This window comes from Tritonibacter mobilis (assembly GCF_001681715.1).
GTDB classification, from domain to species: domain Bacteria; phylum Pseudomonadota; class Alphaproteobacteria; order Rhodobacterales; family Rhodobacteraceae; genus Epibacterium; species Epibacterium mobile.
In genome coordinates this window covers 34,728-49,517 of record NZ_LNWY01000006.1, presented here as the reverse complement: position 1 = coordinate 49,517, position 14,790 = coordinate 34,728, and the positions used below count along the sequence as shown (strand labels likewise).

General features: G+C 60.2%; 9 protein-coding genes. 7 read left to right on the top strand and 2 right to left on the bottom strand.

From position 1 onward, the window contains the following. From UB90_RS07185 to UB90_RS07160, 6 genes are read left to right on the top strand one after another with little or no spacing between them, the layout of a single operon-like run. The gene (locus UB90_RS07185) at positions 1–1,023 is read left to right on the top strand and encodes a glycosyltransferase family 2 protein (RefSeq protein ID WP_065324269.1); all 1,023 of its coding nucleotides are present in this window, start codon (positions 1–3) and stop codon (positions 1,021–1,023) included. Beyond that, positions 1,020–5,585: a MupA/Atu3671 family FMN-dependent luciferase-like monooxygenase gene (locus UB90_RS07180; protein WP_065324268.1), complete on the top strand. Its 4,566-nt coding sequence runs from the start codon at positions 1,020–1,022 to the stop codon at positions 5,583–5,585. The genes UB90_RS07185 and UB90_RS07180 overlap by 4 nt, the downstream gene beginning before the upstream one ends. Further along, positions 5,582–6,292, top strand: coding sequence for a 4'-phosphopantetheinyl transferase family protein (locus UB90_RS07175; RefSeq protein ID WP_065324267.1), 711 nt, complete (start codon positions 5,582–5,584; stop codon positions 6,290–6,292). The genes UB90_RS07180 and UB90_RS07175 overlap by 4 nt, the downstream gene beginning before the upstream one ends. Continuing rightward, positions 6,289–7,254, top strand: coding sequence for a hypothetical protein (locus UB90_RS07170; protein ID WP_065324266.1), 966 nt, complete (start codon positions 6,289–6,291; stop codon positions 7,252–7,254). Before UB90_RS07175 ends, UB90_RS07170 begins: the two co-directional genes overlap by 4 nt. Next, positions 7,251–9,788, top strand: a complete 2,538-nt coding sequence (locus UB90_RS07165) for a hypothetical protein (RefSeq protein WP_065324265.1) — start codon at positions 7,251–7,253, stop codon at positions 9,786–9,788. The genes UB90_RS07170 and UB90_RS07165 overlap by 4 nt, the downstream gene beginning before the upstream one ends. Further along, complete coding sequence (locus tag UB90_RS07160; protein ID WP_065324264.1) at positions 9,785–10,627, top strand: glycosyltransferase family 2 protein; 843 nt, start codon at positions 9,785–9,787, stop codon at positions 10,625–10,627. The genes UB90_RS07165 and UB90_RS07160 overlap by 4 nt, the downstream gene beginning before the upstream one ends. Positions 10,628–10,638: 11 nt before the next feature. Here UB90_RS07160 and UB90_RS07155 read toward each other — a convergent pair whose 3' ends face one another. Continuing rightward, positions 10,639–11,853 carry a glycosyltransferase family 4 protein gene (locus UB90_RS07155; protein WP_065331922.1) on the bottom strand — a complete coding sequence of 405 codons (1,215 nt, stop codon included), beginning with the start codon at positions 11,851–11,853 and terminating at the stop codon, positions 10,639–10,641. 209 nt (positions 11,854–12,062) lie between these two features. Between UB90_RS07155 and UB90_RS07150 the strand changes: the two genes are divergently transcribed. Then, the gene (locus tag UB90_RS07150) at positions 12,063–13,415 is read left to right on the top strand and encodes an oligosaccharide flippase family protein (RefSeq protein ID WP_009177559.1); all 1,353 of its coding nucleotides are present in this window, start codon (positions 12,063–12,065) and stop codon (positions 13,413–13,415) included. Positions 13,416–13,490: 75 nt separating this feature from the next. On the opposite strand, the gene UB90_RS07145 is transcribed toward UB90_RS07150, so the two are convergent. Continuing rightward, positions 13,491–14,765, bottom strand: coding sequence for a Wzz/FepE/Etk N-terminal domain-containing protein (locus UB90_RS07145; RefSeq protein WP_065324262.1), 1,275 nt, complete (start codon positions 14,763–14,765; stop codon positions 13,491–13,493). Positions 14,766–14,790 lie beyond the last annotated feature (25 nt).

Sequence of the window (14,790 nt, the reverse complement as noted above, 5' to 3'; positions counted from 1 at the left end):
ATGGCCGCCAACTCTATCCTCACGATCATCCTGAACTTTCGCACGCCTGCCATGACGCTGCGCTCCGCAGAAGCGGCCTTGGAGGAAATGGAAGATCTGCCCGGCGAAGTGCTGATTATCGACAATGGATCGGGTGATGGATCTTTTGAAGCCCTGCGGGCCGGGGCGACAGCGCGCGGCTGGCTCGACAGTGGTCACCTGCGGATTGAGGCCTCACCTGTCAATGGCGGCTTTGGTGCGGGCATGAACATCGGATTTTGCGCGCGGCTTTCGGATGGATCGCGCCCCGATTTCTATTATCTCCTGAACTCTGACGCCTTTCCCGAACAGGACTGCATTCGCAGATTGCGGGATTTTCTACTGAGTGCTCCGGGTGCGGGGCTCGCGGGGTCGTATGTGCATGGCGAAGACGGCACGCCCCATTGCACGCTGTTTCGCTTTCCGACCATCGCGAGCGAATTTGAAGGTGCGGCGCGCACCGGTGTGATCTCCCGCCTGTTGAAACACGCTATCGTGCCACTGGAGATCCCGTATGACGCACAACAAGTGGATTGGACCGCCGGGGCCAGCATGATGATCCGCCGCGAGGTCATCGAGGCCATCGGCGGCTTTGACGAGACGTTTTTTCTATACTTCGAGGAAACCGAACTCTGCCACCGCGCCGCACGTGCGGGCTGGCGGACGCATTACATCCCACACAGCACCGTTGCCCATGTGGGGTCGGCCTCAACCGGCATGAAGACATGGGCGCGCACACCTGAGTTCTGGCTGGACTCGCGGTTGCATTATTTCACGCAAACCCACGGTCCGATCTATGCGATTGGCGCAACCCTTGCACGGCTGTTGGGCGGTGCAGTCTATGGTCTGCGCCGGCTGACCTCTGGTAAGCCCCGCGCCGATGCGCCCCATTTTCATCGCGACCTGCTGCGTCATCATTTCAAACGATTGCTGCGCCCCTTGCCCGCGCCAAACCCGGCGCGGCCATTTGCGTCCGATCCCGTTCTGGAGGAACACAAGTCATGACATTTTCAACCGTCGTCATTGGCAATGAATCCCTGCTGATCGGGTGTAGCGAGGCATTGCTGACACGTGGTCACGAGATCCGGGCTGTGGTCAGCGAAAATGCAGAGATCACCTCCTGGGCCGCATCCAAAGGGCTGCAGGTTCTTGCTGCTCCGCGTGGCATCGAGGGCGACTTTGATTGGCTCTTGTCGATTGCCAACCTGCGGGTATTGCCCGAAGCAGTGATTGCCAAGGCCCGCCGCGGGGCGGTGAATTTCCACGATGGCCCGCTGCCCGAACGCGCAGGTCTGAACACGCCCAACTGGGCCATTCTCGAAGGTGCCGCGGAACACGGCATCACATGGCACATGATTGAGGGCGGTGTGGACGAAGGCGATATCCTCGCCCAGCGCCGTTTCGCGGTCTCTGAGGATGAAACCGCCTTTAGCCTCAACTCGAAATGTTATGGCGCAGCGCTTGATAGCTTTGCCGAAGTGCTCGACCAATTAGAGAGCGGCACCCTCAACCGCCAGCCACAGGATCTGAGCCAGCGCCGCTATCACGCCCGCGCGGATCGCCCGGAGGCCGCCGGGGTCTTACGCTTTGACCGCCCGGTTGCGGAGTTGCTGCGCGTTGTCCGTGGTCTGGATATGGGCGGCTATTGGAACCCGCTCACCACTGCAAAGATCCGCTTGGCCGATCAGTTCGTTGCGGTGGGTCAGGCGCATCCTGCCGAGGGAACAGGCCCAGCGGGAGAGATCCTCGCCGTCACGGGTGACGACGTCACCATTGCCTGCGCCGATGGGGCCATTCGGCTCGGGACGCTGACTTCCTTGTCTGGCACGCCCCTGAGCCTGCGTGATCTTCTGCGCGCTGGCGATTTACTCCCCGCTCTTGCCGAGGGTGAGATCAACGCGCTGGAAAATGCTGCGCAAACCAGCCAGACGCCCGAGACCTACTGGCGGCGCGCGTTGTCAAACATGCTGCCCCTGCCGGTCCCGTTGCACGCTGCTGAAAAAGGCGACGCGCAAACCGCCGACATCACACTGCCTGCACAGTGCCCGCCCGCAACATTGGCTGCGGCTGCGCTTGCATGGTTGTTGCGCAGTCTGGGCGAGACCGAGGGGTCAATCGCGCTCAGCCTGCCCACGCTACAGTCTGCGGCAAAGTCCGGGCTGATGGCCGATTGGGTGCCCCTCAATGCCCAAACGCATGAAGCATTCTCGACCCTTGTGACCCGTGCTGAGGCGGTTCTGACCCGAGCGGGAGATCAGGGTGGTTTTGCAACGGATCTGATCCTGCGCGCGCCAGAGATTTCTGTGCAGGCCCCTCCGGCGGTTGTCTTGTGTATAGGTACCGACAGCGTGCCGGACCACGCTCAACTGGCCCTGATCCAGTCCGAGGACCGCGTGCAGCTACAGTCCCGGCATCTGTCCCAACAGGCGCTGTCCGTGCTGGCGGCACGCCTCGAATGCCTGCTGGCGGCACTGCCATCGCAGGCAGACACTGCACTTTCAGCCCTGCCCTTGCTGCCCGACACTGAACGCCAGCAGATGCTGGAGCAATGGAATGCAACCGACGCGGACTATCCGGCAGATCAGACCATTCACGCCGCGTTTGAGGCTCAGGTGGCGCGAACACCGAATGCAACGGCCCTCGTTTTTGAAGATCAACACCTAAGTTATGCTGCGCTGAACCAGCGCGCCAATGCGCTGGCAAGGCATCTGCAAGAGCAAGGTGTGAAACCCGGCAGCCATGTCGGCGTCTATTTGCGCCGCTCGATGGATCTGGTCGTGGCAACGCTTGGTATTCTGAAGGCAGGCGCGGCCTATGTCCCGCTTGATCCGGCCTATCCGGGTGATCGTATCGCGCATTATATCACCGACAGTCAGGCCTCGGTCATTGTCACCCATGCCGCACTGGCGCCGGACCTGCCCGACAGCAGCGCGCACTCGCTGCATCTCGACACGCTCGATCCCACATCGTCTGCCGAACCCGTCAGCGAAGGCACCGGCGAGGATCTGGCCTATCTGATCTATACCTCCGGTTCGACCGGCCTGCCCAAGGGCGTGATGGTGCGGCACCGCAATGTCGCCAATTTCTTCACCGCCATGGATGCACGTATCCCGCATCAGGTCGGCGACACATGGCTCGCAGTCACCAGCCTGTCGTTCGACATTTCCGTGCTGGAGCTGTTCTGGACGCTGGCGCGTGGCTTCAAACTGGTGCTCTCTAGCGATGAAAGCCGTCTGCAACTCTCAAATGGCCCCATCGCGCTCAGCGATCGCAAGATGGACTTCAACCTCTATTATTGGGGCAACGACGACGGCGCGGGCGAGAAGAAATACGAGCTGCTCCTTGAGGGCGCGAAATTTGCCGACGCCCATGGCTTTAACGCGGTCTGGACGCCGGAGCGGCATTTCCACGCTTTTGGTGGCCCCTATCCGAACCCGTCGGTCACCGGTGCCGCCGTCGCCGCCGTGACTCGCAACATCGGTGTGCGCGCAGGCTCTTGTGTGGCCCCGCTCCACCACCCGGCCCGCATTGCCGAAGAATGGGCGGTGATCGACAACCTCACCGGTGGGCGCGCGGGCATCGGGTTTGCCTCGGGCTGGCAGCCGGATGACTTTATCTTGCGGCCAGAGAACACGCCGCCGGCCAACAAACCCGCGTTGTTCGAAGCGCTTGAGATCGTGCGCAAACTCTGGCGCGGCGAAGAGGTGGGTTTTCCGCGCAAGGATGGCGGCCTCCATTCGGTGGTAACACAGCCGCGCCCGGTTTCGGACGAGCTTGCCGTCTGGGTCACCACGGCGGGCAACCCGGAAACATGGCGCGAGGCGGGGCGTGTGGGGGCCAATGTGCTCACGCATCTGTTGGGACAAAGCATTGATGAGGTGGGCGACAAAATCGCGCTCTATCACGCCGCATTGCGCGAGGCGGGGCATGATCCGGCCGATTTCACAGTCACGCTCATGCTGCACACCTATCTGGCTGACACCCGCGAGGCCGCCCGCGAGGTGGCGCGCGAGCCAATGAAAGACTACCTGCGCTCTGCTGCGGGGCTCATCAAGCAATACGCCTGGGCCTTCCCGGCGTTCAAGAAACCCAAGGGCGTCGACAACCCGTTCGAGATGGATCTGGGCAGCCTCAGCACCGAGGAACTTGAAGCGATCCTGGATTTTGCCTTTGAACGCTATTTCGAGGACTCCGGCCTGTTTGGCACCGTTGAGGACGCCGTGACGCGGGTCGAAGACCTCAAACGTATTGGCGTGGATGAGGTGGCCTGTCTGATCGACTACGGCATCGAGCCACACGTGGTGCTGGAGGGTCTGAAACCCCTCGCCGAAGTGCTGCGCCGCGCCAATCGCGTACAGGAACTGGCAGCGGATGACTTCTCGCTCGCGGCCCAGATCGTGCGCCACGGCGTCACGCATATGCAATGCACCCCCTCGATGGCGCGGATGATCGCCACCGATGCAGATGCGGGCCCGGTGCTGGCGCGATTGCAGCATCTGCTGGTGGGCGGTGAGGCCCTGCCCGGCGATTTGGTGAACGCCCTGCGCAATCAGACTCGCGCGACGCTTCACAACATGTACGGCCCGACCGAGACGACGATCTGGTCCACGGTCGAAACCCTTGACGGGACGCCGCAGGGGATCGCGCCCATCGGCACGCCTGTTGCCAATACCACCGTCTATGTCCTCGACGGCACGGACCAGCCGGTGCCGATCGGGGCCGCGGGTGAGCTGTGCATCGGCGGCGCGGGTGTGACCGCTGGCTACTGGCAGCGCGCGGATCTCACAGCGGAGCGCTTCCCGGCTGACCCGTTCAGGACCGGTCAGCAAATGTATCGCACCGGTGATCTCGTGCGCTGGCGCGCGGATGGCACGCTGGAGTTCCTCGGTCGTACCGACCATCAGGTCAAGATCCGGGGCCAACGGATTGAACTCGGTGAAATCGAGGCCGCCCTGTCCGCGATTGATGGCGTGACAGCCGCCGTGGTCATCCCGCGCAAGATCGGCACGGACGAGCGTTTGGTCGGCTATGTAGCCGCCTCTGCGCCGTTTTCCGAAGCACAAGCCAAGGCCCATCTGGCGCGCCACCTCTCAGAGGTCATGGTGCCTGCACATATCGTGACGCTTGAGGCTTTCCCGCTAACACCTAACAAGAAGATTGACCGTAAAGCCCTGCCCGACCCGCAACCGACGCGTCGCGAAGCATCTGCGGTGGCGGCAGTGTCGCAATCGCTCACGCAGCAAAAGATCGCCGAGGTTTGGCAAAAACTGCTCGGTGTGAGTATTGTGGGGCAGAGCGACAACTTCTTCGCCCTTGGCGGGCATTCGCTGCTAGCGGTTCAGGCCCATCGCGATATTCGCAGCCTGTTGGGCATAGAGCGGTTGTCGATTACGGATATCTTCCGTTTCCCGACGCTCGATGGTCTGGCGACACATGTGGAACAGCTCCATAGCGGTGGTGAAGCACCAACAGAAACCGCCTCGTCCACCGCAAATACCGCTGGCCGTGCAGATACCATGTCCAAACGCCGTGCAATGCGCGCCAACCGCAAGGCCCGCTCAGGATGATAGAGGCCCCAAGCGTTTCAAGAGAACTTGCTGGAGCACGGCGACGTTTGCTGCGCCCATTGCTGTCGGAAGCAATCGCCATTGCATCCTGCGATCCTCTGAGAACGCCCCCGGCACCTTTGCCAGAGGAAAGCGCCTGCCTGTCACCCAATGCGGTTGAGAAACGCATCCGCGAGTTTGCCGCCGGTCGCGCCGCAGCCCATCAGGCGATGCGCGCGTTGAATCTACGGCCTGCGCCTATCCTTGTTGGCCCGAAACGCGCGCCTCTTTGGCCAGCAGGATTGACGGGCAGTATCTCTCATTGCGACAGCTGTGCGTTGGCAGCCGTCGCAATGACTGAGACATTTGCTGGTATCGGTATTGACATTGAGAAAGACACACCTCTTTCTGGCGACTTATGGGACAGCATCGCAAACGCCACTGAACAGGGTTGGATGGCCGCGCAGCCAGACCCCGGCCGAGCAGGCAAGCTGCTGTTTTCAGCCAAAGAGGCCGCTTATAAGGCGCAATACGCCATTTCTGGCCGCTTTTTTGGTTTCAGCGGTATGGAACTCACCTTCGAAATGAGCGCAGGCCGCTTCACTGCATGTTTCACCTCTGATCAGCCTCCATTTTCAGGCGGCGACAGCCTCAAGGGTCGATTTGCCATCGGCTCTGAGGTAATCATCACAGCGGTCGAGATCCCCAGAAGCGAGCTGCACCCATGATGAACCGTCTCCGCCGCCTGCCCCGTCGCGCAATCCTCATGGCTTGCGCCGCATTGCCGGTCGGTGCTCTGGGAGTTTGGGCCCTTGGGCAGCGCAACAGCACGCCCAGAGAGGTCGCAACCCTCCCCCCTCCACGCGGTCCCTTGAGAGTATATCATCTCGGCCATTCACTGGTCGGTGCAGAAATTCCGTATCTGCTGGCGCAATTTGCGGGCGAGGGTCATCGCTACAACGTGCAACGCGGCTCAGGCACGTCTCTGCGCGCGCATTGGGAAGAGGGTGAACCGATCCTCGACTTCGAGAAAGTCAACGCGGCACCAATCTGGCGCGCGCCCAAAGACGCCTTGGCGACGCTGGGCTATGACGCTGTTATCTTTACCGAAATGGTGGAGTTGCGCGATGCGATTAAATATTTTAACGCGGCGCATTACCTAAACCTTTGGGCTGATCTGGCCCGCAAAGGCAACCCGAATGCGCGGCTCTATCTATATGAGACATGGCACCGTCTCGATGATCCGGATGGTTGGCTTGCTCGGATAGACAAGGATCTGGACGCGCTTTGGCTCGGGCAACTCACATCCAAGGATGACCGCACCGCAAACGATCAACCGCTGTATCTGATCCCCGGCGGGCAGGTGCTCGCGGCGATCACCCGCGCGGCAGAGGCCGGAGGCATTCCGGGCCTTACAGACCGGAATGCGTTGTTTGATCTTCTGCCAGATGGGACAAGGGATCAGATCCACCTGAGCCCGCTTGGTGCTTATATCGTTGCGTTGACCCATTACGCGGTGCTCTATCACCGCAGTCCCGAGGGTCTGCCACATCAGGTTACACTCTCAGATGGCACCGCCTATACCGCGCTTGACGCAGAGGGCGCGGGCATCCTGCAATCCCTTGTCTGGCAGGTGGTAACCGCCCTGCCCCGCACTGGTCTTGCCAGCGCTGCAGTGGAGGTCACATGACACCGGAAACGCTCCTCACGGCGCTTGTCATGATCGGTCATTCGCTGATCGGTCCCGAAAATCCGCGCATGTTACAGCAGTTGCTCGCAGCCGGGCAGGACAACCGGCCTGTGGTCGAGTATCAGGTGATCAACGGCGCGCCCCTGCGGTACAACTGGGAACACGCCGACAAGGCCCAAGGCATCAACGCCCGCGAACGTCTCGCCAAAGGACCCGTTGATGCGGTGATCGTCACCGAGGCCATTCCGCTCGCCAATCATCTGCGCTGGAGTGACACCGAAGGCTCTGTCGAGAACTTCTACACGCTCGCCGCTCAATCAAATCCCAATGTGACGCTTTACCTGCAAGAAGGCTGGCATAGCCTGCTGAGCGGCACCGGCGTTGAAGTGCCGTTTGATAATGGTGGCGATGTGGCATGGCGCGAGAGGCTCGACAACGATCTGCCCCGCTGGCAGGGTGTTGTGGACAAAGTGCGCGCCAATACCGGCGGAGACATTCGTTTGCTGCCGACAGGACAGGCTCTGGGCTGTTTAGCCGATGCCATCCAGACCGGCACCGTGCCGGGTTTGCAGGATATCAGAGACGTGTTCTCAGACGATATTCACCCCAATGACATCGGATTTTATTATCTCGCTTTGGTGCAATATGCGGTGCTCACTGGCAACTCCCCCGAAGGGTTGCCGCGTGTTCTGAAAACCGAGTGGGGCACCGCCTATAAGGCCCCTTCTGCCGAACTCGCCCAGCGCTTGCAGGAAATCGCTGCGGGCGCTGCCAGCGGGTCACAGGCACGTATGACCTTGCCACCAGACCCGGTGGACCTGCCCGCGGACCCGGCACCTGCCATCCTTAACGCCAATATTACTGTCCCTTCGCTGCCGACCGGCAGGCCAGATGTGCGCAGGCAACCGATTGCCATGAATCTGGCTTCTGTGCGCGATTGGAGCCCGCAGGCGCCGTTTCTTGACCATTTCAAAACCGCGCGCGCCTGGATCGGTCATTTGCCCGGCCGTTGGGGCGGTGTTACCGAAGACGAATTGCGTGACGCAGGATACCTTGATCCGGATGGCTGGCCCTTGGCCCTGCCGCCCGAGCTTGGCTCGATTGGAACTGTGATCCTGAACGATTTGCCTGAAAGCGCGACTAGCCTCTCCGGGCGCTATGTGCTGCGGTTTGAAGGACAAGGCATCGTCGAGACCGGGGGCCGGGCGAAAAATGTTCGATACGGCCGCAATCAAGTGTCCTTTGACTTTGAACCCGGACCCGGTGCTGTGGACATCCGTATTCAGCGCACCGACCGCGAAGGCACCGGAGATTACGTGCGCAATATCACCGTGGTGCGCGAACGTGACCTGCAAGCCTATGATCAGGGCGCTCTGTTCAACCCTGATTGGCTTGACCGGATTGAGGGCTTTGCCGCCCTGCGTTTTATGGATTGGATGGACACCAACAACTCCAAACAGATCGGTTGGGAGGACCGCCCGCGTTACAGCGATTACACATGGACCACCAATGGTATACCCGCCGAAGTGCTGGTGACACTTGCCAATCGCGTTGGCGCAGATTCGTGGTTCACCCTGCCGCATATGGCCGACGACACCTATGTGCGCAACCTTGCGACATTGGTGCGCGACGGTCTGGACGAAGACCTGAAAACATACGTCGAATATTCCAATGAAGTGTGGAATTGGCAGTTTCAGCAGGCACAATGGGCCGACAAACAGGCACGAGAGACTTGGGGCAAGGACGGTCTCTGGCTTCAGTATTACGGCGGACGCGCTGCCGAGGTTGCAGGCATCTGGACAGAAGTGTTCTCGGAAGGTGCGGGCCAAACTGACCTATCGGATCGACTGGTGCGGGTGATTTCGACCCAGACCGGGTGGCTCGGTCTCGAAGAGCAAATCCTGAACGCACCGCTTTGGACCGCAGCACAAGCGGGTCGTGAAGCGCCCTATCGCAGCTTTGATGCTTATGCCGTGACCGGCTATTTTGGCGCGTCCCTTGGTATGCAGGAGCAGGCCCCAATGGTTCGGGCATGGATTGCCGACAGTCAGGATCGCGCGCGCGCTGCGGCCTCCGCGCAGGGACTGAGTGGCGACGCCGCAAGCGATTACATCCGCGATCACCGCTTTGACGTGGCCGCAGCGCAGGCTGCAGTGGAGTTGCAGGATGGGCTAAACACCGGATCTCAAGAAGGATCACTGAACGACCTGTTGACCCGTGTGCTGCCGTACCACGCGGAGGTTGCGCAAAAACACGAGCTTGAACTGATTATGTACGAGGGCGGAACCCATGTGGTCGGCCATGGCGCATCGGTCGATGATGACGACCTCACCGCGTTTTTTACCTACCTGAATTACACGCCAGAAATGGCGGAACTTTACCGCAAGCTCCTGAACACTTGGCCCGACATTGGTGGCACGCTGTTTGGTGCCTATTCCGATGTATCCGTGCCCGGGCGTTGGGGCAGCTGGGGGGCGCTCCGGACCTTGTCGGATGACAACCCGCGCTGGGATGTGCTGGAGGCCGCTCGGTGACAGGCTCCCCTCCGCGCAGGATCTCGGTTCTCATCCCGGCCCATAACGAAGCCGACTATATCACGGGCTGCCTGACCGCGCTCTATGCCTCAGCCATCAGCGGGCACGGGATCGAGGTACTGGTGCTGGCCAATGGCTGCACAGATGACACAGTGGCGCGCGCCCGCAGTGTATCCGTTCCAGATGGTTGGGAGATGAGAGTCCTGGAGCGCGCAGAAGGCGGCAAGCTCGCCGCGCTCACCGAGGGCGATAAGGCTGCGAACGGTGACATACTGGTTTATCTGGATGCGGATGTGCAGGTCGAGCCGGAATTGCTGTCGCAAATCGCCCACGCGCTCTGCCCCGAGCGCGCGCTTTATGCGAGCGGCAGCCCCTGCGTCACTCCCGCACGAAACGCGTTCACCCGCGCCTATGCGAGCGCATGGGTCCGTCTGCCGTTTGTTCGTAAAGGTGCGCCGGGATTTGGGATCTTTGCCATGACACGCGCAGGCCGAGAGCGCTGGGGTCAGTGGCCTGCAATTATCTCTGACGACACCTATGCGCGGCTGCATTTCTCACCAGAGGAACGTATCCGCCTACCCGGTCGCTATCACTGGCCCATGGTGGAGGGGTTTCGCAACTTGGTCCGGGTGCGCAGACGGCAAGATCGCGGCGTCGCTGAGATCAAAACGCTTTTCCCACAGTTGTTGCAAAACGATGACCCGCGCCCATCTGGCATGCGTGCTATGGCCCGGATCGCGCTCAATAACCCCATTGGCGCGGCAGTCTACGTCGCTGTTTCACTGGCGGTAAAGACGCGACTGTTCTCTTCCAACGTCGTCTGGGCACGGGGACGCTGATCGCCTCCCCTTCAGCGCTCGCCTGCAGCGATTGCTTCGGCGAAATGGCCTGCGAGCTTTTCGGCCTCCTGATCTATGTCGTGGCGCTCCAGCACTCTCTCACGCGCCTGTTGGCCCATCTGAGTCAGCCGGGCCTGCGGCACCGCGGCGACCCGCACCATGAGATCCGCCAGCGCCTGCACATCACCTGCAGGCACCATCCAGCCTGTCTCTTCTGGCACCACCAGCTCCGGCGTGCCCGCGACATATGTCGCCAATACCGGACGGCCCGAAGCCATGGCCTCCATAACAACCATCGGCAACCCTTCGGCAAACGAAGGGATCACCAGAGCATGCGCATTGGCCAGTTCATCGCGAACGCCCGCCTCTGACAGCCAGCCGGTCAGCGTGACATTCTCACTCAATCCATGCGCTGCGATTGCCGCCTCAAGATCCGCACGCATCTCGCCGTCCCCAACCAAAGAGACATGAATATCCGGTACATCCCTGACCGCATCTGCAAGCGCGTGGATCAGAACCATCAGTCCCTTTTGCTCAACAAAGCGCCCTATGGCCACCAGACGCAGAGGCCCTTGCGGCACCGCTCGCGGCTCGGCAAAGCGCGCAGGCTCAATGCCGCAATGCACAACCTTGATCCGTGCCCAGGACCCAAAAGACGCCCAGCGGCTCAGCTGACTGCGGCCAAAACTCGATATCGCAACGGCAAATCGGGCGCGATCCACCTTCTGCCCCAACGACAATGTATGCGGGGCATCAAATTCTTCTGGTCCGTGGGTCGTAAAACTATATCCCGGAGCGCCCAAAGCCTCTGCCAATAAGGCAACCGTAGCCGCATTGGTGCCAAAATGCGCGTGGATATGCTGGCAGTTTTCGCGCCGGGTGACGCGCGCCACATAGGCGGCTTCCATCAGGTAGATCAGATGCCGCAGACGCGCTGCATTTGCGCCACCCAACCGCATCGCCAGCCAGAAGGTACGCCAGCCGCGATGCGGCGCGCGGACAACGCAGACCAAAAACGCCAACGCGAAACGCGCCGCTCCTGCCGCCAAAACATAGTGACAGCACTCTGACTCGGTCTGATCACCGGGATCAACAAGCCGCTGTTCTGAGGGGCGCATCGGCAGTCGCAGCACATCAACACCGCGCCGTTCCAACGCTTGGATTTCGCGGCGGATGAAACTCTGCGAGGGTTGCGGATAAGTATTCAGCACATATGCAATCTTCACGCCGGTTCATCCCTTCCTGCGGTCCGGCTTGCAACCTAGCGGGATCACAGAGTTTTGCCCAGTATCAACCACAGCGCATCTACTCTCTAATGGAGAGGAATTTGGTCCAAAAGGTCACCATCGGCACGCTTGAGCCCGTGCTGTGATTGACCTTGCTGCAGTGCGGCCATAGCCTGCGGCTGATCTGAAACGGCGCGATCTGGACTTCAATGAAACTTGCGATCAACGATCAGAGCCTCATGGCGCGCGTCGTACGCTCTACCTCTTGGATTATTCTCGGATTTGGCACCGGGCAAATCTTGCGGCTGGGGTCAAACCTGCTGCTGACCCGCATCCTTTTTCCCGAAGCCTTCGGGCTGATGGCATTGGTCACAGTCATTATCATCGGCCTATCGCTGTTTTCGGATATGGGCATCTCCAATGCCATTGCCCAAAATCCGCGAGGAGATGAGCCGGACTTTCTCGACTCTGCCTGGACTGTTCAAATCATCCGAGGCGGCTTGTTGTGGCTTTTGACCTGTGCGCTCGCTCTGCCCGCCGCCACATTTTATGACGCCCCCGAATTGGCTTACTGCCTGCCTCTTGCCGGGTTCAGTCTGGTCATTCAGGGGCTTCAGCCGACGCGGGTGGAGACCGCCTATCGTCACCTACTGGTTGGGCGCGTCACCGCAATCAACCTGATGGCGCAGGTTTGCGGGATCGTCAGCATGGTCACTCTCGCTATCTGGACTCAATCCGTCATCGCGCTTGCCATCGGCAGCGTGCTGCAAGAAGCTGCCAAACTGGCGCTTGCCCATTGGGCCTTGCCGGGGCGGCGTAACGCCCTGCGTTGGGAGCCGGCAGCCACCCATGAATTGATCGGCATGGGCAAATGGATTTTTCTCTCTACCGCATGTTTCTTTTTGACCACGCAGGGTGATCGGGCGATCCTTGGTAAATATCTCTCGCTCGAAGCGATGGGGATCTACAACATCGCATTTTTTCTGGCGAATTTCCCAGTGCAACTGGGGCAAGACGTCAACCAGCGCCTGATGATACCAGTTTATCGCGACAAACCTGCCCTGCACAGCGACGAAAACCGGCGCAAGCAACGTCAATTGCGCTACGCGCTCACCGGAGGGATCTTGTCGATCCTATGGCTTATGGCATGGATCGGCCCATGGCTCGTGGACCTGCTCTATGATCACCGCTACGCCTCTGCAGGACCGGTCATTGTCCTGCTGGCAAGCAGTCTGGCCCCCTCAATCATTGTATTAACCTATGATCGCGCCTCATTGGCGGCGGGCAACACCAAAGGGTTCTTTTTCTACACTGCGACTCGCGCATTTGTGCAAACGGCGCTGTTTCTAGCCGGGGTGGCGAACTTCGGACTGGTTGGAGGTATCGCCGCCATGGGGCTTGCGGTTTTTCTATCTTATCCGACACTCATGCGGCAGACGCGACCTTACCGCGCCGAAGACCCAAGACATGATCTGGTTTTTCTGGCGGCAAGTGCGATCTTATGCGGCGGTGCGTTGTGGTATCACTGGCCCAAAATCAGCAGCAGTTTAGGGCTGATGTGATCGGCAAGATGTAAGACGCTGAATGATGCGCCGCGCCCTTCCTGTCTTCTGCTTCAGGTAATCAGGGACGGGACTTTAACCGTGCATTTCGCCAGTTGTCGGACGCGCTCCGCCCCCAAACAGGCGCCCAAACAGCCCCTTTTTGCGCGGGGTCAGAACCGGAATTGTGACCACAGGCGACAAGCCCGTTTCACGTTTCATTTGTCCGCTGGTCCGCAAAACAGGATGACGTAAATCCAGCGCAAAGGCCGCAAGAACCCCTAGCACAAAGCTCGCAAGCCCGCCCTTGATTGCCAGAGCCTTGCGACCGCCCCCCATGGCATAATCTGGCAGAGGAGCAGGCTCGATCACCGTCAGGCGTTCACCCTGACTTGCAGTCTCCAGGCGAAAGCCCACTTCCGCTTCTGCACGGCGCGCCGTGATCACTTCGAGTTCAGACTGCATCTGTCGATGCCGCCGCTCATAGCTTGCCAATTGGCGATCGACCTCGGGCGTCAACTCAAGCGAGGCTTCCAACTCCGCGCGTCGGTCCAGCAACAATTGACGTTGCGCCGTAAGCGTCTCTAACTGGCTTTCAAACTCCTCACGAACGCGGCGTGCATAGGCTTCACGCTGGGTCGCCTCAGCCTCTTCTGCACCCTTGCGCAATTCGATTTCTTGCCGCGCAAGTTCGAGCAAGCTCTCATTGATGGCGGCGATCTCGGCCCCGCGCATCTCGATGGCGCCGGGCAGAGTCACCTCATTCTGGTAGCGGAAATTGGCAATTTCTTCCTCAAGAGCCGAGATGTCGCGCACCAAAGCCTTTTCTTTTTGGTCAAAGAACAGCAACGTCTCGCGCGCTTGATCCAGCCGCGTGCTCTGGCTCAAGGCAATCGTACGCTTGGAAAATTCCCGCGCAACCGCCTGAGCCTGTTCTCGCGTGGGCATATTGGCGGTGATCGTCAGCACCGAAATCGCCCCATCATCCGAAGACCCTTCTCGCACGGCTGCGGTCCCCATCAACGACACCGAAGTCCGCATCATTGGGACAATTTCAGAATCGAGCAAACCCGGACGATCTGCAAATAGGTTGAGCTGATCCACGATCTCAAGAATGGTGCCACGCGCCATCAAACGCTGCTCAATCAACTGGATGCGCCGCGCTGATGATCCGTCGGCGGTGGACCGCGCCAATTCGCCCGCGATCTTGGGACGGGTGATCTGAATCACTTCCGTGCTCGAATAGACCGGTTGCTGCTGCAGCGCCATCCACACGGAGGCCACACAACCCAGAATCGTCACCACAAGGATCAACCACATGCGGCGGCGCAGCATATCGATGAAATCTGCAACTGAGTAAATCGAAGCCATGGTGAATTCCGTTTTCCTCTCCTGC